Raw genomic sequence first — 20,746 nt, 5'->3', positions numbered from 1 at the left:
CCGGCCCCACGCGCGGCAACAACATTGCGCCAGGTCAACTGAATGACAATGGGCCCACCCATGAAAACCAAATACTTTGCGCAGCTGGTTGCGCTGTCGGCCCTGTGGGGCGCCTCCTTCCTCTTTATCCGCATCGCCAGTCCCGTATTCGGCCCCAATGTGCTGGCGCTGTTGCGCGTGGGTATGGCCACTGCCACGCTGGCCTTGCTGATGCGGGCCATGCGCCAACCCTGGGCCTGGAAGCAATGGCGCACGCTGGCGGTGATCGGCGCACTGTCGGTAGCCCTACCATTCCTGCTTTTTGCCTGGGCCGGGCTGCAGCTGCCCGCCGGCTACAGCGCGCTGCTGAATTCCACCGCAGTGATCTTTGGCATGTTTGCCTCTGCCCGCATGGGGGAGGACACCATCACCACGCGCAAGGTACTGGGCTGCGTGTGCGGGTTTGCGGGGGTGGCTTTTATCGTGAGCCTGGGGCCGGTGCACCTCTCGCTGAACGTGGTACTGGCGGTGCTGGCCTGTGTGCTGGCATCGGCCTGCTACGGCTTTTCCACCCCCATCACCAAACGGGCCGTGGGCCACATGCAGCCGCTGCAAATTGCGGCCGGCATCCATCTGTTGTCACTGCTCATGCTGCTGCCCGGTGCGGCCTACAGCCTGCCGCAAGCACATTTCACACTGGGTGCCCTGATGGCAGTCGCGGTCATGGGCATCGTGACATCGGGCTTGGCCTATTGGGGCCACTTGCGCATCATGCGCCACGTCACCCCCGTGGCCGCCATGAGCCCCATCTTCATGATTCCGGTGTTTGGCGTGCTGTGGGGCCACCTCTTTCTGGGGGAAGAACTGGGCGGTGGCCTGCTGATCGGCGGCGCGCTGGTGCTGGTGGCCAGCGCCCTCATCACGGGTTTCAACCCGCTGCAGCGTTGGCTGGATTTGATCGACGCCAAGCCCTGAGCGCAGCCCAGGTGCACTCGTAGAATGGCAGGCCGATGACCCTTGCCTCCCCCCACGCATTCCCCAGCCGCACGACCCGCGCCCGCACCGAACTGCTTGCCCTGTGGCAGCTGGCCTGGCCCATCCTGATCGGGCAACTGGCCAACGTGGGCATGTCGGTGGTGGACGTGGCCATGGCCGGCCATGCATCGGCGCACGACCTGGCCGGCATCTCGCTGGGCGTCTCCATCTGGAACATCACCATCATCACGCTCATGGGGCTGATGATGTCCGTCGCCCCCCTGGTAGCCCACCACGTGGGCGCCAAAGAGTTTGGCAAGGTGCCGCACCTGGTGCGCCAGGGCCTGTGGAAGGCGCTGGGTGTGGGCCTGTGTGCCATGGTGCTGGTGAACGCGGCCGCGCAGGTGTTTGACCACATGGACATTGAGCCCCATGTGCGCGAGGTAGCCAGCGGCTTTGTCTTCATCATCAGCTTTGGCCTGCCGGCTTTCACCTGCTACCGCGTGCTCTATGGCTACAGCGCCAGCCTGAACCAGACCAAGCCCATCATGGTGATGTCACTCGCCGCGCTGGCGCTCAACGTGCTGGTGAACTGGCTGCTGGTGTTTGGCGTGGGCCCCTTCCCGCGCCTGGGCGGGCTGGGCTGTGCCTGGGCCACGCTGCTGTGTGTGTGGCTCAACTTTCTGGGCCTGCTGGTGTGGATGCGCTGCGCAACAGCCTACCGCAGCACCTGGCCATTCGGCCAATGGGAATGGCCGCACCCCGAGAAGCTGGGCGCTTTGTGGAAGCTGGGCTTTCCCATCGGTGTGACCTACTTTGCCGAGACCAGCGCGTTCGGCCTCATTGCCCTGCTGATCGCCGAGTTTGGCAGCCGCGAGGTGGCCTCGCACCAGATTGCGCTGAACTTCACCTCGCTGGTGTTCATGGTGCCGCTGAGCCTGGGCATTGCCCTGCTCACGCGCGTGGGCCAGTCGCTGGGCGCGGGCGACCCGGTGGCAGCGCGCTTTCGGGCCTGGGTGGGCGTGAATGCCGGTCTGGGCTTTGGCGTGGTGTCGGCCACCGGCATGGCACTCTTCGCGCACCAGATTGCCGGCGCCTACACCAATGACCCCGCCGTGGCGGCACTGGCCGCCAATCTGTTGTTTTTGGCCGCGGTGTTCCAGTTGTCGGACTCCGCCCAGGTGGTGACCAGCAGCGCCATCCGTGGCTACAAGGTCACGCGCAGCCCCATGGTGATCCACCTCACCGCGTTCTGGGGCTTCTCGCTGCCACTGGGCTGCGTGCTGGGCCTGGCGCCGCACTGGCTGCCCTGGCGCCCGGCCCAGGCCATGGGCGCGCAGGGCTTCTGGATCGCGCTCGTGGTGGGCCTGACGGTGGCCGCCGTCGGCCTGGTGCTGCTGTTGCGCAAGGTGGCGCTGGACCACCTGCCTGGGCAGGCCCGCAACGTATGAACACGGCCCTGCCCTTTCACCTCTGCCTGGCCGGCCCCACCGCCAGCGGCAAGACGGCCGCCGCGCTGGCCATTGCGCAACAGCGCCCCTGTGAAATCATCAGCGTGGACTCCGCACTGGTGTTCCGCGGCATGGACATTGGCACGGCCAAACCCAGCGCCGAAGAGCTGGCGGCCGTGCCGCACCACCTCATTGACATCCGTGACCCGCTGAACGCCTACAGCGCCGCCGAATTTGTGCGTGACGCGCAAACGCTCATCGCTGACATTGCTGCACGCGGCAAGCTGCCCCTACTGGTGGGCGGCACCATGCTGTACTTCAAGGCCCTGTTCGACGGGATAGACGACATGCCCGCCGCCAACCCCGAAGTGCGCGCCGCGCTGGACGCGGAGGCTGCGGAGAAAGGCTGGCCCGCCATGCACGCCGAGCTGGCACAGGTAGACCCCATCACCGCCGCCCGTCTGGCCCCTGCCGACAGCCAGCGCATCCAGCGTGCGCTGGAGGTGTACCGCATCTCGGGTTTGCCTCTGTCGCACTTCCACGCGGCTGGCGCTGCTATCAAAACAGAAGCTGCTGGCGCATATTCCACGGGGGCTAGAGCCCTTATTTCCTTGGAACCTACCGACCGCGCCTGGCTGCACGCCCGTATCGCCCAGCGGTTTGACGCCATGCTGGCCCAGGGTTTTATGAACGAAGTGCAGGCCCTGCGCGCGCGCGGCGACCTGCATCTGGACCTGCCCAGCGTGCGCTGCGTGGGCTACCGCCAAGCCTGGGAGGCACTCGACGGCCTGTGGCCCATGGCTGAGCTGCGCGACAAGGGCGTCTTCGCCACACGCCAGCTCGCCAAGCGGCAGATCACCTGGCTGCGCTCCATGCCGCAGCGCCAGGTGGTGGCTGCCGATGCACCCGATGCGTTGGCGCAAGTGCTGATGCTGGTCGATTCCGTGTTGGCCAAGCGCTCCGCCCCATGACCCTGCGTGTCCAAAACCTCAGCAAGCGCTACGGCAGTACGCCCGTGTTTGCCAACGTATCGCTGGACGTGGCTCCCGGTGAATTTGTTGCCATCGTGGGCGAATCCGGCGTGGGCAAGTCCACGCTGCTCAACTGCATGGCCGGGCTGGACCACTGGGACAGCGGCAGCGTGCAACTGGCTGGGCACGACTTGGCCACCTTGAACGATGATGCCCGCGCCCTGCTGCGCCGCGAGGCCGTAGGCTTTGTGTTCCAGGCTTTCCATGTGCTGCCGCACCTGGACGTGGCGCAAAACGTGGCGCTGCCCCTGCTGCTGCTGAACCGGCCGGACCCGGCACAGGTCGAAGCCTTGCTGGAAGCCGTGGGCCTGGGCGGCCTGGGCACGCGCCTGCCGCAGCAGCTCAGCGGCGGGCAACTGCAGCGCGTGGCCATCGCGCGGGCGCTGGTGCACCAGCCCGCCCTGTTGCTGGCCGATGAACCCACCGGCAACCTGGACCCGACCACGGCAGCCAAGGTGATGGACGCGCTGGTGGCGCAAACGCGCCAGCACGGCACGGCGCTGGTGCTGGTCACGCACTCATTGGCCGCCACCGCGCAGGCAGACCGCGTGTTGCACCTGCGGGCCGACGGCATCGCCCCGCACCTGCCCGCCCAAGTCCCCAGCCCTTGAACGGGTTGGCAACACAGACCGCAATGCTTGCGCTAGACTGGCTTGCATGGTGAAACGTCTTGCCCCTGCATTCCTGATCCCCGCTCTCTGCGCCCTGGCAGCCAGCATCGCGCATGCCGGTTGCAGCCGCCCGATGAACGTCCCCATGTCGGCCACGGGGCAGAGCGTGATGATTGCCGACAACGAGATCACCGGCATCTACCCCGAGCTGCTGCAGTCCCTGGCCAAAGAAGGCTGCGAATTCATCCTCACCGCCGTTCCCCGTGCCCGCCAGGAGCTGATGTTTGAAACCGGCAAAGCCGACCTGCTGATCCCGGCCAGCAAAACGCCACGGCGCGATGAGCTTGGCATCTTTGTACCGCTGATCCGCAGCCGTGCCACCGTCATCTCGATTGACAACAAGCGTCCCCCGCTCAAAACCGCCTACGAACTGCTGGAACGCAAAGACACCCGCGTGGTGCTGGTGCGCGGCTTTGACTACGGCGTGCCCTACCAGGAACTGATGGAGGCGCTGGCCAAGCAAAACCGCCTGCTGCTCGAGTCCGACCCGATTGCGGTGGCCCGCGTGCTCAAGGCCAACCCCGGCGATGTGACCATCATGGCGCCGAACATCTTCACTGGCGCCATCCAGGACGACCCGCGCGTGAGCGACTTGGCCGACAAGCTGCGGCTGGAGCCCATCAACGAACTGCCCTGGGGTGAGAGCGGTGTTTACCTGTCCAGGGCCACGCTCAACAAAGAAGATACGGCCACACTGCTGACCATCCTGAACCGCGCATCACAGTCGGGCGCCGTGTGGAAGAGCTTTCAAACCTACTATCCGGCCAACGTGCTCAAAGAGAGCATCAAGCCGCGCGACGCCAAATAAAAACGGCCCTTGCAAGGGCCGTTCTCTTATCTGCGCCAGAAGAACTGGCCCCAGCGTATGTATCAAGCCCGTTTTTTGCGGCGTGCCACCACACCGATAGCGGCCAGACCGGCGAGCATCAAGGCATAGGTCTCGGGTTCGGGCACTGCGCTCACGCTGATCAGCGTGTAGTCGGACTGGTTGGTGCCTGCACCACCGGCAGAGCCTTTCGCCCCCGTTGCAGCACCAAACGAAATCGACTTCACCAACGCATTGCCAAAGGGATTGCTCACCTTCCAGGCGCCACCCAGAGCGTTGGACGCCGGGCTGAGGTTCAGCACCGTGCCATTGCTACCCGACCAAATGGCGGTGTTGACGCCAGTGGCCTCCAGGGTGAACAACGCCACCGAGTTGTTGGCAAACTTCACGCTGATCTTGGCCACTTCGTTCACGTCGCTGTATTCGGGGCCGTCAAACAACAGGCCTAGCGAAAAGCTGGTGACCCTGATGCCGCTGGAGAAGCTGCCCACGATGGACTCGCCAATATCGATCTCGCCCGGGGTGCGTTCGCTGCCTGTGAAGGGCGACACGCCGATACCCTGGTAGCCGCCTTGGCCAGCCTTGGTGCTGAACTTGGCTGCCACATTGTTGGGTCCCACCGCCACCAGCGCATTGAAATTAGCGGTCACGCCACCCAGAAAGGTGGTGCTGTAGCTGCTGCCCGTGCCGAAGTTCACGCCGTACAGCGTGTTGTTGGTGTTGGCGGGATTGGACGCCGCAGCGCTAAAACTCAGGCCAGCGGCCAACAAGGCCAGGGCGGTCGATTTGAGGAAAGAAGTGTTCATAGGCCCTGCAGAAGAAAAGGTACTTTACTTGTTACAGGAGGTTACACATATTCGCCGCGCTTGGCGATAGGCCAATCGGACTAGGCCACCAGAGACTTCCTCACCACTGGGGTGCCAGCGCCCCGTTCATCAGCCGGTAACCCCTAGTGCCCATGGCGCGTGCCTCGGTTTCATCGTGCGTTACCAAAATGGTGGCCATCTGGAACTCAGCAATGCGCTGCACAAACTCCTGGCGCAGTTGCAGGCGCAGCTCGGCGTCCAGCGCCGAGAAGGGTTCGTCCAGCAGCAGCACGCGCGGCTGGGTGATCAGCGCACGCGCCAGCGCCACACGCTGCTGCTCGCCACCGGACAGTTGCCACACCTTGGACTTGGCATAGGCCTGCAGGCCAAAGCGCTCCAGCATGGTGCGCGCCTGCTCGCGTGCCGCAGCCTTGCGCTGGCCCTGCTCGACCAGGCCAAAGGCCACGTTGTCCTGCACGCTCAGGTGCGGGAACAGCGCGAAGTCCTGAAACATCAGCGCAAAACCGCGTCGTTCGGGCGGGGTGTGGGTGATGTCCTGGCCCGCAAACAGCACGCGCCCGCTCTCGGGCGGCTCCAGCCCGGCCACGATCTTGAGCAGCGTGCTTTTGCCGCTGCCAGAAGGGCCCAGCAGCGCCGCCGTCTCGCCAGGACGCACCTGCAGTTGCAGGTCTTGCAGCAGCGGGCGTGGCGCCGCATGCCGGGGGGCGTAGGGCTGCCAGTGTTTGCAGATGGCCTGCAGCTCAAGCATGGTCGCGGTCCTCGGAGGGCTTGGTTTCAATCAGCACAAAGGCCAGCAGCGCCAGCCCCATGAGTACACAGGCCAGCACCAGCGCGGCGCTGCGGTTGGCCGCACCGGGGCGGCCCAGGTGCTGGTAAATCAGGGTGGTGAGTGTGGCCCATTCGGGGCGCGACAAAAACAGCGTGACCGCAAATTCACCCACGGCGGTGGCCGCCGCAAACGCCATGCCCCGGCGCAGCGCGGGCGCCAGCAACGGCAGCGTCACACGCACAAACGCGCGCCAGGGGCTGGCGCCCAGGCTGCGTGCGGCGTCCAGGTAGTGCTCGGGCAGGCTGTCCAGTGCGGACGCGATGGACTTGGCGACAAACGGGTAGGCCAACAAGGCATAGGCCGCCACCAGCAGGCTGAAGCTGCCGGTCCAGGCCGGGTACAACAGCAAAAGCCCAAAGGCCACCATCACCGGCGACACCATGAAGGGCAAAAACACCAGCGCCCGCAGCCACAACACGCGCCGCGCCGCCAGCGCATGCGCCAGGCCCAGCGCGGTGGCCAGTAACAAGGACAGTGCAGTGAAGCGCGCGGTGTTCCAAAGCGCCACCAACGTGTCGTCTTCCAGCAGCACGGCCCAGGCATCCGCTCCTGAATTCATAGCACCTTGCGCAATGGCGACAAGGGGTAGCGCACAAATCAGCATATACACTGCGACCATGGCCAGCACGGCGGCCCACTGCGCCGCGCTACTGGGTTGCATGCGTGGCACGCGGTCCGCACGGCCGGGCGCAGCCAGGCGACGTTCGATGGCGGCGTACGCCAGCGCCACCAGCGCGGTCAGCAACAGCATCCACACCGCCAGCACACCGGCCTGCTGCAACTGCAGCTCGTGCGCCACCAAGGTATAAATCTCCACCTCGGCCGTGGCGTAGTCCTGCCCGCCCAGCACCAGCGCCAGGCCAAAGCCCGCAAAACAGTACAGGAACACCAGGCACAGCGCCGAGGCCAGCCAAGGCGCAATGGCCGGCCACTCCACACGCCAAAAGGCACGCCAGGGCGTGGCGCCCAGCGTGCGCGCCGCGGCCACGCGTGAGGCACTCACCTGCCCCAGCGCATCGGTGCCCGCGCGCACCACCACACAGAGGTTAAAAAACAAATTGCCGTAGAGCAGCAGCCAGGGCGTGTCTTGCAGGTCCGGCCCGCCCAGGCGCACCAACAGGCCCTGCGGCCCCAGCAGAGCCAACACCCCCATGGCCGCCACCAGCGTGGGCACCACAAAGGGCAACATGAGCCCCCGCAGGATCAGCGTACGGCCCGGGAAATCAAAGCGCGCCAGCACCCAGGCCATGGGCAGGCCCAGGACGAGGGAGGCGATGCACGTAATGGTGGCCTGCCAGAACGACCAGGCCATGCGCCAGCGCAAATACGGGTCCAGCCACGGCGCGAACAAGGTGGCAGCACCGGCCCCGCCCCGTCCGCCTTCCACCAGCAGGCGCAGCGCAGGTGCTACCAGCACCACCAGCAAAAACACCAGTGGCAGCACAGGCAGCAACCAGCCCGCCCAGGGCTGCGCCGGGTTGCGGTGGCGCATGGTCAAACCGGCCGGATTACTTCAGCACCACCTTGGTCCAGCGCGCCACCCACTCTGCGCCCTTGGCGGCGATGTCGGCATCGCTGGGGGCATGGAAGGCGGTGGGCTCCGGCGCAAACTTGAAGGCGTCGGACTTTGCCACACCGGCTTCAGTGGGGTACATCCACATCTCGGTCTGCATGCCCTGCTGCACGGGCACAGAACGCATGAACTCGACAAACTTCTCCGCCGCAGCACGCTCCTTGCCCCCCTTCACCAGCGCCACGCCTTCGACTTGGCGGAACACGGCGCCGGGCAAGCTCAGCGATGCGGTGGGCGGCTCGGTCAACTTCGTTTTGGCGTAGAAGACTTCGGCTGCCGGGCTGGTGGCGTAGCTCACCACGATGGGGTGTTTGCCACCGTTCTGGCTGAATTCGGTGTAGTAGGCCTCGCTCCAGCCCTTAGCCACTTTCAGGCCGTTGGCGCGCAGCTTGGCCCAGAAGTCAAAGGCCTTGTCTTCACCCATGGCGCCAATGGTGGCCAGCAGGAAGGCATAGCCGGGGCTGCTGGTGGCGGGGTTTTGCACGACGAGCAATTTGGCATACGCGGGCTGGGCTAGGTCGTCCAGCGCCTTGGGCACGGCCACGCCGTTCTTGGCAAACCAGGCCTTGTCGTAGTTCAGCGTTACGTAGCCGTAGTCCACGGGCACCAGCGGCGCGGGCAGCTCGGCCGCGGGCTTGCGACTGGCAGCGGCTCCGGCGTAGCTGTCCAGCACGTCCGCGGCCAGCGCCTTGGGGGCCAGCGCATTGTCAATGCCATAAACCACATCGGCAATCGGATTGGCCTTGGTCAGGATGAGCTTGTTGAGCATCTCGCCCGCGTCACCAGCCTTGGTGATGCGCAGCTTCACGTCGTTGTCTTTTTCAAACTGCGCCAGCAAGGGCTTGGGCACGGTGAAGGAGCTGTGGGTCAGCACGCGCAGGTCAGCAGCGTGGGCCGCTGCCAGGCCGGCGGTCAGCAAGGCGGCGCCCAGCGTGGTCTTCAGAAACGAAAAAATCCCGTGTTGCATGGTGTGCTCTCTTTCAATGCGCCAGCCGCGGGTCGCATCAAAAACCGGCACCCGCAAGACGGGACTGGCTTCTCACACTTCCTACGCTGGCATAACCCAGATCAGGTACATGGGGTATTTCTCAGTCCTGTGATGGACACCCCCGGTGGAAGCGAGGATTGTAGGCTTTTGGGTCGACGAGGCGCCTGCGCAGGCCTACGCCCACAGGGCCGGCTTGGCCACCATCAGGTAGAACACCACGAGCATGGCAATGAACGCGGGATAGCCCAGCGCCTCCCAGCGGCGCGCGTATCGCCAGTACAGATCCGGCAAGGGCTCGTTCTTTTCATGCGCGATCTTTGCCATCTCGGCCATGCGCAGCTGCAGTGCCACCACCGGTGTCCAGCAGGCACCGGTGAACAGGTAGAGCGCCACCGTCAGCAGCAGCCAGGGTGTGGTCCACGGGTAGCCGGCCAGGTAGGCCATCCACAGCCCGGTGACGGGTTGGATCACCACGGCGGGCGACGTGAACCAGGTATCGGCCCGCACCACCAGGCGCGACACCACGGCCTGTGCGGCCACCACGCCGCTGCGGTTGGCATAAAAGAAGAAAAACGCCGTGCCAAACCCGGTGCCCACCAGCACCGCGCTGGACAGGATGTGCACCCACTTCAGGAAAAAATACAGACTCACAGCGACCTCCGCATCAGTATCCACAACACCACCCCAATGGGCACGTTCTTGGTCAGCGGCCCCAACGGATGCAGCCACAGGACAGGTTGCAGCACGGTCGCCACCACCGTCATACCCAGCATCACCAGCAAAGCCAGGCCGTAGACACGCCGCACCGGCCACACCAGCAATAGCAACCCCAGCACGGCATCTACTGCAGCCCCTGCCCACACCAGGGCATCGGCCAGGCGCGGATCCGTCACACCACCGGCCACCAGCAACATCCGGCTCTGGCCACGCAACTCCTGCACGCTGACCAGCGCCGTAGCCAGCCACACAAACACCAGGCTGTAGCGCAGCCAACGCGACTCAGCGTATTCCATGGGGCTCCTGCAGCTGCTGCCAGGCGAGAACCTCATGCGCGTGCCCAGCCAGAAAGTTTTGCAGGCGGCGAAAACGCTTGCGCGTTTGATGGGCAAAGACCAGATGCACCGCAGGTCTCAGCAGCCAAGCCAGCCCGCGCGGCGTCACGTCGAGGGTATAGGTGTAAATCAACAAGGAGTCTTTTGGCCCCACCTCTCTATGACGCATGGAAGCTGCCCAACGGGAGAAAGGAAACGAAGTGCCCACCATGGTGGCTGCTGCCAGGCGGGGGCGATCGAAGCTCACAAATCGGGTTTGCATGGACAGCCCTCGCAACCAACCGCCGCCTGCATTCTGCGTGATGGCCCCAACGTAGGGGCAAGGCGCTCCACCCACCACCTCCGTCCCACTGACCAGCGAATCCCAGTGGTGGCGCCACTGGTGGTAATGAAAAGCATCAAACACCACGGCGGCGGGCGCAGGCATGGTGAATTCCAGTTTGCGGTGAATCACGGGTCAGCCCTCTTCCACCACATCCGTCACCATGCCCCACTTGGCGAACTCAGGCGTGAACTCGCTGAGGGCATGCAATCCCATGCAGGCGCGCGCACCGACTTCCATCGGCTCCCCCGCGGCCAGACGTCGGGCGAGCAGGATGGCGGCCATGCAGGGGATTTCGGGGCCATGGTCGTTGTCGGCGGCGATGTGCCAGGCGCGCTTGGTCCGTGCGCCGTCCGCATTCAAACCTGCTACGCGCACCACCATGCCGCCCAGCGCAGAACCCAGCGGGTCGAACAGCTTGGCACCTGCGTTCAACAGCCCGGCCAAAGAGGAAGGATTCTTGAGCCAGCCGCGTTGACGCAACCAGGCCAAGACCGCAAACGCCCGCTGGGACAGGCCCACCTCCAGCGCCGCGCGAAACACCATGCGGCCCTGCACTTGGTAGTGTGTGGGAAACAGCTCCAGATCCGGGATGTCACACACCGCGCCCAGCCGGGCCTTCAGGCGCTGAAACTCCACCCGCTGCGGATGCGCCCAACCGATCTCTGACTGCCACTGCCCCTTGCGCCAAATCTGCACCGGCACGCCGCAATAGCTCAGCACGGCCTCCAACGTGGCCACACCCCGCGGCGCTGTCTGGGCCGGCGCGATACACATGTCAATGGCGTCGATGCGCTGCCAGCCAAGGCACAGAAAGTCCACCACCGCCGATGACAGCGCGGGCACGGTGCTGGCGCCGCTGATGGCCACGCGGTTGGCAGCAGCGAATGGCACCTGCATTGCCTGTGCAAAGTCGCACACAAAGCGCCGACCATCGGCCAGGTCAATGTAGTGCACACCGGCCTGCGCACACGCCTTCGCCACGGCATAGTTTTGTCCCTGAAACGGGCCCGCCGTGTGGATCAGCAATTCCACCCCATGGATGCGTAGCGCTTGCGAGAAATGCGAACTCTGCCAATCCACGGCCACACCGCTGGCTTGGCCACCATGGGACCGGTTCAGCTCCGCGGCAAAAGCGGACGCCCGCGTCGCATCGCGTCCGCCCACCAGCAGCTCGATAGACGCATCGGCGGCCAGCGCGCGACAAATACGTGCACCAAAATTTCCGTAGCCCCCCAGCACCAGTACTCGCATGCGGTCAGCCCAGGAAACCGAGGTTCACCGGGTAGTCCGGCCGCTTGGCCATGTCACCGAAATGCCGCAGGTTGGGCAGGATGGTGAGCATCTCTTTGGGCCCCACGCCGAACCAGCGCGCCAGCGTGGCGGCGTACTGGTCCACCGAGGTACTGGGCAGCAGGCGGCCCTGGCCCACATGCCACTGGTCTTGCGGGGCCGATGTATTGCCCACGCTGACCGGAGGCGGTGCGCCGTAAAACGCCTGCCCTTTGACCGCACCGCCGACCACGATGTGGTGGCCACCCCAACCGTGGTCCGAGCCATCGCCGTTGGAGGTGAGCGTGCGGCCAAAGTCGGACGCGGTGAACGTGGTCACGCTGTCGCTCAGGCCCAGTTCTTCGGTCGCCCTGTAGAACGCCGCCATGGCGTCGCTCACTCGGCCCAGCAACACCGGCTGCTGGGCGATGAGGTTGTCATGCAGGTCAAACCCGCCCAGCGACACCAGAAACACCTGGCGCTTGCTGCCCAGCACCGAGCGGCCCTTGATGAGGCGCGCCACCATCTTGAGCTGGTCGGCCAAGGGGTTTTGCGCAGGGAACTCGGTAGTCAGCGGGTTGCCCGTGGCGCCGACCTGGCTTTCTGCCAGGGCGGAGGAAATATGCACTTCGGCCTCACGCGCCCGCTGGGTGATGCGCACGTATTCGTTTTCCAGCATGTGGTCGCTGGGCTGCGAAATCATGTTGGAGAGCAAGTTCTTCACAGCGGACGAGCCATACACCGCCCCATCTGTGGCCCCGCGCACGCGCACGGCACCGCCGGTGCTGACCTGGTACTGCAGGGCCGCATCGCCCGACAGAAAGACGGCATTGCCGGTGACCGACACGCAGGTGAACAGCGACTTCTCGTTGCTCGCCATGGCCATGTCGCCCAGATGGCCACCCCAGCCCACGGTGGAGCCCTCGGGGGAGGACGATTGCCAGATGGACTGCTGGTCGTTGTGCGAGAACAGCTTGGGCGGCAGCGGGTAGGTCTTGCGGTCCGGGCTGTTGTATTGCTCGCGTGTGAGCGGCACCACCAGCGGGCCCACGTTGAACTGCACCGCCGCTTTGCCCGTGTTGAACAGGTCGGCCAGCCCGGTCATGGCCGGGTGCAGCGCGTACTGCCGACCACCGGCCAACGGCGTGCGGGGCTTAAGCAGCGTGCGCTCCAGGTCGGCGCGCGCAATGGCGATACCACCGCCAGCCTCGCCCGCACCGCCACGCACCGTGGCGTACTGGGCGTAGCTGGGTTCATCGTAGGTGACCACGGTGTTGGCGTAATCGTTGCCCCCATAGAGGAACACGCACACCAGGGCCTTGTAGTCGTTGGCATCGGCCGCGGCGGCTTCGCCCAGGGCAGCCAGGTTCATCGCCATGGGCAAGGCGGTGCCCGACAGAGCCAACTGGCCCGCACGTTTGAGGAACGCGCGGCGGCTGTGGGGAGGGAGTTGCATGAAGTCCATGGGGGCTCCTATTTTTGAACCAGGTACTGGGGTGCGGCCATGGCCAGGAACACCGCCGCGGCCACGCGGTCCAGCCGCTTGTCGGGCGGGCTGGTGGCGGTCAGCGGCGTGGCGTTCAGCGCGGTCACCATCTGCCCCTGCAACGCCGCAGGCAACTGCCCTGCGCACAGCAGCAGGTTCAGGCGCGCCACCAGGGCTTTGGCGTCCGTGGCCAACGCCAGCTCGGTGCTGTAGCTGGCCTTGATGTCGTAGCCGTTCTTCGGATTTCTGGAGTTGTTGATGTTGTTGGGCAAGTCCGGATCATTCACGTAAATGCCGTTGCGGATCACGCCCTGCATGAAGTTCAGGTAGCCCGCCACACTGCTCTCGGTCACGATCTGGAATTCCGGTGCCATCGCACCGGTGCTGGCCATTTGGGTGGACGGCGGCACATAGCCGGGTCGGAAGAAGTTGAATACCGAAGGCGAGCGCAGCGGGCTTTGGCCCAGCTGGGTGGCGGGGTTGCTCAGGTCGTTAATCTTCCAGCTGCCCTGGGCAGACGTGATACCAAAGGTGCGCCCCCACTGCACCAAGCGCAGCATCGGCTCGCGCAGACGGCCAAACTGGGCCTGCTGCAGCCCCGCGGGGCTCCGCGCTTCGTCGTCCAGCAAGATGGCGGCGAACACCGCACGCAGGTCACCGCGCACACCGGCGCCGTTGTCGGCAAACGCGGCCGACACCCGCGCCACATAGGCCGGGCTGGGGTTGCTGGTGACCAGGCGCTGGATCATCTGCTGGCCAAAGAAGGGGCCAACGTTGGGGTGGTTGAACAGCGTATCCAGCGCAATCTTCAGCGCCTGCGGTCCCGGCGTGTTGGCTGGAATGCTGGTACCCAGAAACTGTGTCGGCAAATCGGAGTGCCGATTGGCCGTGAGCGACATGCGCTGCTTGGCAAAGTTGGTGTTACCCACCTTGCGCTTGCCTTCGGGGTCAAACGGCGTCACCACGTTTTGGCGCTGGTCAAAGTCGTAGCCGGTGAACACGCGGGCCAGCTGGCTCACATCGTTTTGTACATAGGTTTCCATCCGCGCGCCAGTGGCATTGAGCTTTTCGCTGCCATCGGGGTTGAGCTGGTACAGGCCGATGGAGAACAGCTGCATCACTTCGCGCGCATAGTTCTCGTCAGGCACGCGGCCCGTGGCGGGGTTTTCTTTCTGGTTGCCCTTGGTGTTGAGGTAGTGGCCCATGGCGGGGCTCAGCGACACCTCTTCGAGCAGGTCGCGGAAATTGCCTAGCGCATGGCGCACCAGCGTGTCCCAGTAGTACGCCATGGCGTGGCTGCGCCACGCAAAGTCCAGCCCCGTGAGGGACACCACAAAGAACTCGGACAACGCCAGCGCCAGCCGCTTGCGCACGGCATCGGGCGCAGTCATGAGCTGGTTCCAGATCATGTAGTCGCCGGGGTAGAAGTGGTCAAAGTAGCGCGTGTCGTTGGCAATGGTGCCGTAGCCGCGCGCGTTCAGCCAGTCCCAACCGGTTTGGCCCAGCGGCGCGGCAAACTGCTGGGCCAGCCAGTCGGCATAGCCCTGTTTTTGCACCGCGGCAATTTCGGCGTCCGATGCCGAGAACTGTGCTTGCAGCAAAAAGCGGGCGGCCGCTTCGGGCGTGCTGGCATCGGTGTAGTGCTGGCTGGGCCGCTGCAGCGGTAGGCCACGGCCAAAGCGTGCACCCGGTGCGGCGCAGGCTGCCAGCAAGGCGCTGAGCCCGGCCAGTGCCGCGTGCTTGGCCCACTGGGGGGAGTTGGCAGTGGCCGTGTCAACGGCTGCGGAATCTTTGAGCGAATCTTCGGTCATGGGGCATTCCATGGCGGCCGGTGGCCGCACAACCGCGCCATGGTAACCAAGCTTGTGTCAACGCTGTGTGAAGTTTGCAAGGCAGATGCGCTAGGCTCAGGCGCATATTGATGGCGCTGTTCACTACTTTTTCCTGGCAAGAGCTGCGCCACCACCCGTGGCGCAATGGGGCAGCCGTGGTGTCGGTGATGTTGGGGGTGGCGCTGGCGTTTGCGGTGCACCTGATCAACGCCTCGGCGCTGGACGAGTTCTCACAAGCCGTACGCTCGGTGGGCGGCCAACCCGACCTGGAGCTGCGCAGCACCGCGGGGGGCAACGCAGGCGTGAGCCTGGCGCTCTGGGGCCGCCTGCTGAACCACCCGGATGTGGCCGTGGCGTCCCCCGTGCTGGAGCTGAGTACCTACGCCGTGCAGGGCGGCAAAAAAGTGCTGCTGCGCGTGGTGGGCGTAGATGCCCTGCAGGTGGCCGGCGTGGCGCCGGACCTGCTGCCCCTGCCAGCGGCAGGGGCGGACCGGCTCGCCTTATTTGCGCCTGACATGGTGTTTTTGAACCCGCTAGCCCGCCAGGCGTTCCAAGGCCGCAGTTTGCAACTGCAGCAGGGACTGCAACTGCGCACGGTGCAGGTGGCAGGTGGCGTGCAGGCTGGCGGTGCGCCGCTGGCGGTGATGGACATTGCGGCCCTGCAAGACCTCTTTGCGGTGGGCGACCGCATCACGCGCGTGGACCTGCGGCTGCGCGCCGGTGTAGACCGCGCGGCCTTTGTGCGCGCTGCGCAGTCAGCCCCCGACTGGCCCGCCGGTGCCACGCTGCGCGAACCGGGCGACGCCGTGGCCCGCATCGGAAATCTGTCGCGCGCCTACCGGGTGAACTTGACGGTGCTGGCGCTGGTGGCGCTGTTCACGGGCGGCTTTCTGGTCTTCTCGGTGCTGGCCCTCAGCGTGGCACGGCGTGCCCAGCAGTTTGCGTTGTTGGGCGTGCTGGGCCTGACCGGCCGACAGCGCCTGCAGTTGGTGCTGTTGGAGGCCGCTGCCCTTGGCACCGTGGGCAGCGTGCTGGGCCTGGCGCTGGGCGCAGGCCTCGCCGCGCTGGCACTGCGCCTGCTGGGGGGCGACCTGGGCGGTGGCTTCTTTGCCGGCAGCGCACCCGCGCTGCAATGGAGCCCAGGCGCGGCGCTGGTGTTCGGGCTGCTGGGCGTGGCCGCGGCGCTGGTGGGCGCCTGGACACCCGCACGGCTGGCGCAGCAGTTGCCCCCCGCACAAACGCTCAAAGGCCTGGGCAGCCTGACCGGCCGACGCAGCGAGGCTTGGGTGGGTGTGTTCTTGTTGGTGGCCGGTGGCCTGATGGCGTTATTGCCGCCCGTGGCAGGCATTCCCCTCGCGGCGTATTTCAGTGTGGCGCTGCTGCTGTTGGGCGGCATCATTGCCCTGCCCGCGGCCGTGGGCTGGGTGCTGGACGCAGTGGCCCCGCTGGTGGCGCGCCGCGCGCTGCCGCTGCTGGCAGTGGAGCGAGCCCGGCGCGTGCGCGAGAGTGCGGCCGTGGCGGTGAGCGGTGTGGTGGCCTCGTTGAGCCTAGCCGTAGCACTGACCGTGATGGTGGCCAGTTTTCGCCACTCGGTGACCCAATGGCTGGACACCGTACTGCCCGCTGCGCTGTATGTGCGCGGTGCCAGCAGCGGCAGCGCGCTGGATACCGCCTATTTTGACCCCGCCTTTGTGCAGGGCGCCGCCCAGGTGACCGGTGTGGAGCGCCTGACCACGCAGCGCAGCCTGCCGCTGACGCTGGACCCGGCGCAACCCGCCGTGGTGCTGCTGGTGCGCCCGCTGCGTGACGCGCAAAGCGGCGTCCTCACCCTGCCGTTAGTGGGTAACGCCCTGCCGGTACCGCCAGGCCACACGGGGGTATACGTGAGCGAAGCCATGCTGGACCTGTACGGTGCGCGCCTGGGGCAGGACCTGCCTGCACTTTCAGCCTCATTTCGGGCTCTAGCCCTCGATAACACTGCGCCAGCAGCTCCTGTTTTTGTAGCAGGCGTGTGGCGCGACTACTCCCGCCAGTTTGGCACTGTGGCCATGGAGCAGGCCGACTTTGCCCGCATCAGCCGCGACACGCGGGTGAACGACATCGCCTTTTGGCTGGCACCCGATGCCAACGTGGCCCAGGTGCAAGACCGCCTGCGTGACCTGGCCAACCAGCTGGCCCACACGCCCGGTGGCGAGGCGGGCAACTTGCTGGAGTTTGGCTCTGCCGCCGAGATACGGGCCACCAGCCTGAAGATTTTTGACCGCAGCTTTGCCGTGACCTACTGGCTGCAGGCGGTGGCTATCGGCATCGGCCTGTTTGGCGTGGCGGCCAGCTTCAGTGCACAGGTACTGGCGCGGCGCAAGGAGTTTGGGCTGCTGGTGCACCTTGGCCTCACGCGTCGGCAGATCCTGCGCGTGGTGGCATTGGAGGGCGCAGCCTGGACCACGCTGGGGGCGCTGGCCGGCGTGACGCTGGGCCTGGCGGTGGCCGTGGTGCTGGTGCACGTGGTGAACCCGCAGAGCTTTCACTGGACCATGGAACTGGCCCTGCCCTGGGGTCGGCTGGCGGCGCTGGGCGCGGCGGTCATTGCTGCGGGCACGGTGACCGCCTGGCTGTCCGGCCAGGCCGCGGCCGACCGTGACGCGGTGATGGCGGTCAAAGAGGACTGGTAGAGGTGGATGCGCTGTTGGCGTGAGTAGAGGGACTGGCAAGGGCCTCTTCCACGCGGTTGCGCCCCAGCTGCTTGGCGCGGTACAGGCCGGTGTCGGCCCGGTCGATGAGCGCGGTCAGGGTGTCCGGCGCGGCGTGGTTGAAAGTGGCGACACCAATGCTGACCTGGCACACCGGCAATGCCGGGTCCGTGGTGACGCTCTGGCGAATGCGCTCGGCCACCCGCAGGGCCTCCTCGCGTGTGGTGTCGGGCAGCAGAGCCACGAACTCCTCCCCACCATAACGCCCAAGGATGGCAGGTCGGCGCAACAGCGTCTGGGCGCGGTGCACAAAATCACTGATCACCATGTCCCCCACATGGTGGCCATGCTTGTCGTTGATGTTCTTGAAATGGTCCAGGTCCATCATGAGCGCGGCCATCTCCGTGCCCAGACGCTGGCAACGCGCCGCCTCGTTCTCGCCCAACGCAAACAAGGCACGGCGGGTGTAGGCCCCGGTGAGGCTGTCGTTGCTGACCAAGTACTCCAGCTCGCCGCGCATACGCTCCGTCGCCATGAGCACGCCGCCAATGGACAGCAGCAACAGCCCGAAGCTGAAGCTGGCGAAGTACACGACCTGGATGGTCGATGCCGCAAAGATGCTGGAAGCCGGTGGGTCCACCCAGGCCGTCACACCGCGCACCAGCATGACGATGGTGAGCAGCACCGACACGGTTAGCAGCACACGGCAGGCCAAGGACGCATTGCCATATTCCCCCACGACCGCCGCATGCGCAGCAAACAGCACGGCCATGGTGCCGCAAATGAACAGCAGCCGGTAGAGGTACGGCGCGTCGCCAGCAATGAGCCAGACCATGGCTACCGCGGCGTACACCGCCACAGCCGGCACAAAGTAGCGTGGCAGCGCCACGTCCATATGGCGGCAGGTGCCCACCAACAGATAGGCGCCAGACAGCACCAGCAGCACATTGCCCATACCGGCAAAGACCAGCGTTTGCACAAGGCCTTGCAAACCAAACAACAGGGTGGAGAAAAAGGCCAGCAGTTGGCCGATGGCCCAGTGGTTGAGCCCGCGGATGGAACGGGGGTAGGTGCGCGCCTGGAAGAAAAGCAGCAGCGCCATCAGCAAGGCCATGAGGCCGTTGATCAGGATGAAGATGCGCAGATCGGGAGCGGACACTGGCAGGCTCACAGCAGTTGGCGACGCGACCATGATAGTGGCAGAGGACCTGCCAGCACTGCTTTTACCCAAAAACAACGCCCATGCCGGGAGGCATGGGCGCAGAAAATCAAAGGAACTTAGAGTGAATCAGGGCACATCAAGGTGAATTGGACTCCAGGCCGCACAGCACCCGACCCCGGCCCGCCGCGAACACATTCGCATAGCCCGCCAAGCCTGCCACCAGGCGCCCCAAGGCGCGCGCCACCAACGCCAGGCCGTGGCCCACGTCACGCAGGGGCTCCACCACCTTGGCTTGCCAGCGAGTGGCCATGCATGGCTCAGGCTGCGCCACCCACTGCAGCTTGATGTCGTCCTGCCCCTTGTGCGGCCACGCTTCCACCACCACACGCTGCCCGGCGCGCAACTGCAAGTCGTGGCCCAACGCCACGAAATGGTCGCCGGTTTCCAGCAGAGGCGTGTGGCGGGACACGTCCAGCGTGGCCCAGGCACGGCCCGAGACCACACGCAGCACACCGGCCGTGCGCGGACGCAGAGTCACCGCCCGGCCCTTGGCCAGCACCCAGGGGGCGTCAGCGGACAGGGAGAACGCGCCGTACTGGACATCAGCGGCGGGTTGTTGAGCGAGTTGGGACTGTTGTAGCGAGGGACTTTGGACTTGCATGGTGGACTCCTGTTTAGGTGGTTGGGCAATGAATGATCGCGCTGCCCCGCCACACCGTCCAATGAAATCGGGCTATGCTATTCATTCCATTCACGCATGAATCGACATTCCCACCATGTCCTCCGCCGTCCCTTCCAGCACCGAGATCCGCCTGCGCACCCGGCCCATTGCCATGGGCCACTTGCGCGCCCTGGAGGCGGTGGCCCGTCACCTGAACTTTCGGGCGGCAGCCGAAGAGCTGTCGCTGACCCAAAGCGCGGTAAGCCGCCAGGTGCAGTCGCTGGAAGAAGAGGTGGGCGTGCCCCTGTTTTTGCGCCATACGCGCGCCGTGGAGCTGACCAGCGCTGGCAGCCAATTGTTGCGTGCCGTGGTGCCATCCCTGGAACGGGTAGACAGCGCCGTACGCCTGATCCGCCGCACCGCGGGCCGCAAGAGCGTGGCCATTTCCACCTGGGCCTCGTTTGCCTCCATGTGGCTGATTCCGCGGCTCGAAGCCTTCCAGGCCGAGTACCCCGATATCGACATCCGCCTGGACGCCACCGACAACCCGGTGGACCTGGACACCAGCGACGTAGACCTCGCCATTCGCTACACCCGCCCCAGCAATGCAGGCCCTGACGCGGTGCGCCTGTTTGGCGAACAGCTCACGCCGGTGGCCAGCCCCTGGCTGCTGAAAAGCGGCCCGCCACTGCGCAAGCCCGCCGACCTGAACCGCTTTGCGCTGCTGGAGGCCAGTGACAGCCACCGCCACCAAAACCTGGAGTGGCTAACCTGGCGGCGCTGGCTGGACGACAACCAGTTGCCCAAGCTGGAGCCCAAGCGCTGGATGTATTTCAACTACGCCCACCAGATCGTGCAGGCCGCGCTGACCGGCCAGGGCGTGGCGCTGGCGCGCATGCCGCTGGTGGCCGACAGCCTGGCCAGTGGCGACCTGGTGGAGGTGCTGCCCAACGGACGCATCGACACGCCGCTGGTGTACTTTTTGATCGTGGGGCCACGCAGCAGCACACGGCCCGAAATTCAGGCCTTTTGCGCCTGGCTGATGGCGCAGGCGGCGGTCACGCGCAAGGCCATTGGCGAGGTGCCCGACCCCGAAACCAACGCCCATCCCGACTGAAC

Annotated in this window: 19 protein-coding genes and 1 riboswitch; of the genes, 7 read left to right on the top strand and 12 right to left on the bottom strand. The window is 65.6% G+C overall.

The window, feature by feature from the left end; all coding sequences use genetic code 11:
- The first annotated feature begins 60 nt into the window (after positions 1 to 60).
- From J2X15_RS15310 to J2X15_RS15290, 5 genes are read left to right on the top strand one after another with little or no spacing between them, the layout of a single operon-like run.
- On the top strand, positions 61 to 954 hold the full coding sequence (locus J2X15_RS15310; RefSeq protein ID WP_310344272.1) for a DMT family transporter: 894 nt from the start codon (positions 61 to 63) through the stop codon (positions 952 to 954).
- A 35-nt stretch (positions 955 to 989) separates the two neighbouring features.
- Positions 990 to 2,405: an MATE family efflux transporter gene (locus tag J2X15_RS15305; protein ID WP_310344270.1), complete on the top strand. Its 1,416-nt coding sequence runs from the start codon at positions 990 to 992 to the stop codon at positions 2,403 to 2,405.
- Complete coding sequence (gene miaA, locus J2X15_RS15300) at positions 2,402 to 3,376, top strand: tRNA (adenosine(37)-N6)-dimethylallyltransferase MiaA (protein ID WP_310344268.1); 975 nt, start codon at positions 2,402 to 2,404, stop codon at positions 3,374 to 3,376. The genes J2X15_RS15305 and miaA overlap by 4 nt, the downstream gene beginning before the upstream one ends.
- The gene (locus J2X15_RS15295; protein WP_310344266.1) at positions 3,373 to 4,047 is read left to right on the top strand and encodes an ABC transporter ATP-binding protein; all 675 of its coding nucleotides are present in this window, start codon (positions 3,373 to 3,375) and stop codon (positions 4,045 to 4,047) included. Before miaA ends, J2X15_RS15295 begins: the two co-directional genes overlap by 4 nt.
- A 46-nt stretch (positions 4,048 to 4,093) precedes the next feature.
- Positions 4,094 to 4,915 carry a substrate-binding periplasmic protein gene (locus J2X15_RS15290; RefSeq protein ID WP_310344265.1) on the top strand — a complete coding sequence of 274 codons (822 nt, stop codon included), beginning with the start codon at positions 4,094 to 4,096 and terminating at the stop codon, positions 4,913 to 4,915.
- A gap of 62 nt (positions 4,916 to 4,977) precedes the next feature.
- Here the strand turns inward: J2X15_RS15290 and J2X15_RS15285 are convergent, their stop codons facing one another.
- The 10 genes from J2X15_RS15285 to J2X15_RS15240 form a co-directional block, all read right to left on the bottom strand.
- Positions 4,978 to 5,739 carry a PEP-CTERM sorting domain-containing protein gene (locus J2X15_RS15285; protein WP_310344263.1) on the bottom strand — a complete coding sequence of 254 codons (762 nt, stop codon included), beginning with the start codon at positions 5,737 to 5,739 and terminating at the stop codon, positions 4,978 to 4,980.
- 100 nt (positions 5,740 to 5,839) lie between these two features.
- Positions 5,840 to 6,508 carry an ABC transporter ATP-binding protein gene (locus tag J2X15_RS15280; RefSeq protein ID WP_310344262.1) on the bottom strand — a complete coding sequence of 223 codons (669 nt, stop codon included), beginning with the start codon at positions 6,506 to 6,508 and terminating at the stop codon, positions 5,840 to 5,842.
- Complete coding sequence (locus tag J2X15_RS15275) at positions 6,501 to 8,081, bottom strand: ABC transporter permease (protein ID WP_310344260.1); 1,581 nt, start codon at positions 8,079 to 8,081, stop codon at positions 6,501 to 6,503. Before J2X15_RS15275 ends, J2X15_RS15280 begins: the two co-directional genes overlap by 8 nt.
- A 16-nt stretch (positions 8,082 to 8,097) precedes the next feature.
- Positions 8,098 to 9,129 carry a thiamine ABC transporter substrate-binding protein gene (locus J2X15_RS15270; protein ID WP_310344259.1) on the bottom strand — a complete coding sequence of 344 codons (1,032 nt, stop codon included), beginning with the start codon at positions 9,127 to 9,129 and terminating at the stop codon, positions 8,098 to 8,100.
- A 60-nt stretch (positions 9,130 to 9,189) separates the two neighbouring features.
- Positions 9,190 to 9,283, bottom strand: a riboswitch (TPP riboswitch).
- A 41-nt stretch (positions 9,284 to 9,324) separates the two neighbouring features.
- Entirely contained in the window at positions 9,325 to 9,801 is a 477-nt protein-coding gene (locus J2X15_RS15265; RefSeq protein WP_310344258.1) for a DUF2269 family protein, read from the bottom strand.
- The gene (locus tag J2X15_RS15260) at positions 9,798 to 10,163 is read right to left on the bottom strand and encodes a DoxX-like family protein (RefSeq protein WP_310344257.1); all 366 of its coding nucleotides are present in this window, start codon (positions 10,161 to 10,163) and stop codon (positions 9,798 to 9,800) included. The genes J2X15_RS15265 and J2X15_RS15260 overlap by 4 nt, the downstream gene beginning before the upstream one ends.
- Positions 10,150 to 10,656 carry an SRPBCC family protein gene (locus J2X15_RS15255; protein WP_310344256.1) on the bottom strand — a complete coding sequence of 169 codons (507 nt, stop codon included), beginning with the start codon at positions 10,654 to 10,656 and terminating at the stop codon, positions 10,150 to 10,152. Before J2X15_RS15255 ends, J2X15_RS15260 begins: the two co-directional genes overlap by 14 nt.
- 3 nt (positions 10,657 to 10,659) lie before the next feature.
- Positions 10,660 to 11,778 (bottom strand): saccharopine dehydrogenase family protein, encoded by a 1,119-nt coding sequence (locus J2X15_RS15250; protein ID WP_310344254.1) that lies wholly within the window; start codon positions 11,776 to 11,778, stop codon positions 10,660 to 10,662.
- Positions 11,779 to 11,782: 4 nt separating this feature from the next.
- Complete coding sequence (locus J2X15_RS15245; protein WP_310344253.1) at positions 11,783 to 13,261, bottom strand: DUF1501 domain-containing protein; 1,479 nt, start codon at positions 13,259 to 13,261, stop codon at positions 11,783 to 11,785.
- An 8-nt stretch (positions 13,262 to 13,269) separates the two neighbouring features.
- On the bottom strand, positions 13,270 to 15,093 hold the full coding sequence (locus J2X15_RS15240; RefSeq protein ID WP_310344252.1) for a DUF1800 domain-containing protein: 1,824 nt from the start codon (positions 15,091 to 15,093) through the stop codon (positions 13,270 to 13,272).
- A 107-nt stretch (positions 15,094 to 15,200) separates the two neighbouring features.
- On the opposite strand from J2X15_RS15240, the gene J2X15_RS15235 reads away from it, so the two are divergent.
- On the top strand, positions 15,201 to 17,786 hold the full coding sequence (locus J2X15_RS15235) for an FtsX-like permease family protein (RefSeq protein ID WP_409034291.1): 2,586 nt from the start codon (positions 15,201 to 15,203) through the stop codon (positions 17,784 to 17,786).
- Here J2X15_RS15235 and J2X15_RS15230 read toward each other — a convergent pair.
- Positions 17,770 to 18,963: a GGDEF domain-containing protein gene (locus tag J2X15_RS15230; protein ID WP_310344249.1), complete on the bottom strand. Its 1,194-nt coding sequence runs from the start codon at positions 18,961 to 18,963 to the stop codon at positions 17,770 to 17,772. The genes J2X15_RS15235 and J2X15_RS15230 overlap by 17 nt on opposite strands.
- Before the next feature lie 139 nt (positions 18,964 to 19,102).
- On the bottom strand, positions 19,103 to 19,627 hold the full coding sequence (locus J2X15_RS15225) for a DUF2917 domain-containing protein (protein WP_310344247.1): 525 nt from the start codon (positions 19,625 to 19,627) through the stop codon (positions 19,103 to 19,105).
- A 115-nt stretch (positions 19,628 to 19,742) separates the two neighbouring features.
- Here J2X15_RS15225 and J2X15_RS15220 point away from each other — a divergent pair, with 115 nt between their 5' ends.
- Complete coding sequence (locus J2X15_RS15220) at positions 19,743 to 20,744, top strand: LysR substrate-binding domain-containing protein (RefSeq protein ID WP_310344246.1); 1,002 nt, start codon at positions 19,743 to 19,745, stop codon at positions 20,742 to 20,744.
- Positions 20,745 to 20,746 lie beyond the last annotated feature (2 nt).

The organism is Rhodoferax saidenbachensis, from assembly GCF_031457975.1.
GTDB lineage: Bacteria > Pseudomonadota > Gammaproteobacteria > Burkholderiales > Burkholderiaceae_C > Allorhodoferax > Allorhodoferax saidenbachensis_A.
This window is presented reverse-complemented; position numbering and strand designations above follow the sequence as displayed.

Excerpts from the sequence above, each read along its gene's own strand:
- J2X15_RS15275 (WP_310344260.1), bottom strand. The coding sequence starts at position 8,081 with ATGCGCCACCGCAACCCGGCGCAGCCCTGGGCGGGCTGGTTGCTGCCT.
- J2X15_RS15290 (WP_310344265.1), top strand. The coding sequence starts at position 4,094 with ATGGTGAAACGTCTTGCCCCTGCATTCCTGATCCCCGCTCTCTGCGCC.
- J2X15_RS15220 (WP_310344246.1), top strand. The coding sequence starts at position 19,743 with ATGTCCTCCGCCGTCCCTTCCAGCACCGAGATCCGCCTGCGCACCCGG.
- J2X15_RS15295 (WP_310344266.1), top strand. The coding sequence starts at position 3,373 with ATGACCCTGCGTGTCCAAAACCTCAGCAAGCGCTACGGCAGTACGCCC.
- J2X15_RS15240 (WP_310344252.1), bottom strand. The coding sequence starts at position 15,093 with ATGACCGAAGATTCGCTCAAAGATTCCGCAGCCGTTGACACGGCCACT.
- J2X15_RS15305 (WP_310344270.1), top strand. The coding sequence starts at position 990 with ATGACCCTTGCCTCCCCCCACGCATTCCCCAGCCGCACGACCCGCGCC.
- J2X15_RS15250 (WP_310344254.1), bottom strand. The coding sequence starts at position 11,778 with ATGCGAGTACTGGTGCTGGGGGGCTACGGAAATTTTGGTGCACGTATT.
- J2X15_RS15245 (WP_310344253.1), bottom strand. The coding sequence starts at position 13,261 with ATGGACTTCATGCAACTCCCTCCCCACAGCCGCCGCGCGTTCCTCAAA.
- J2X15_RS15280 (WP_310344262.1), bottom strand. The coding sequence starts at position 6,508 with ATGCTTGAGCTGCAGGCCATCTGCAAACACTGGCAGCCCTACGCCCCC.
- J2X15_RS15310 (WP_310344272.1), top strand. The coding sequence starts at position 61 with ATGAAAACCAAATACTTTGCGCAGCTGGTTGCGCTGTCGGCCCTGTGG.
- J2X15_RS15285 (WP_310344263.1), bottom strand. The coding sequence starts at position 5,739 with ATGAACACTTCTTTCCTCAAATCGACCGCCCTGGCCTTGTTGGCCGCT.
- miaA (WP_310344268.1), top strand. The coding sequence starts at position 2,402 with ATGAACACGGCCCTGCCCTTTCACCTCTGCCTGGCCGGCCCCACCGCC.
- J2X15_RS15225 (WP_310344247.1), bottom strand. The coding sequence starts at position 19,627 with ATGCAAGTCCAAAGTCCCTCGCTACAACAGTCCCAACTCGCTCAACAA.
- J2X15_RS15270 (WP_310344259.1), bottom strand. The coding sequence starts at position 9,129 with ATGCAACACGGGATTTTTTCGTTTCTGAAGACCACGCTGGGCGCCGCC.
- J2X15_RS15260 (WP_310344257.1), bottom strand. The coding sequence starts at position 10,163 with ATGGAATACGCTGAGTCGCGTTGGCTGCGCTACAGCCTGGTGTTTGTG.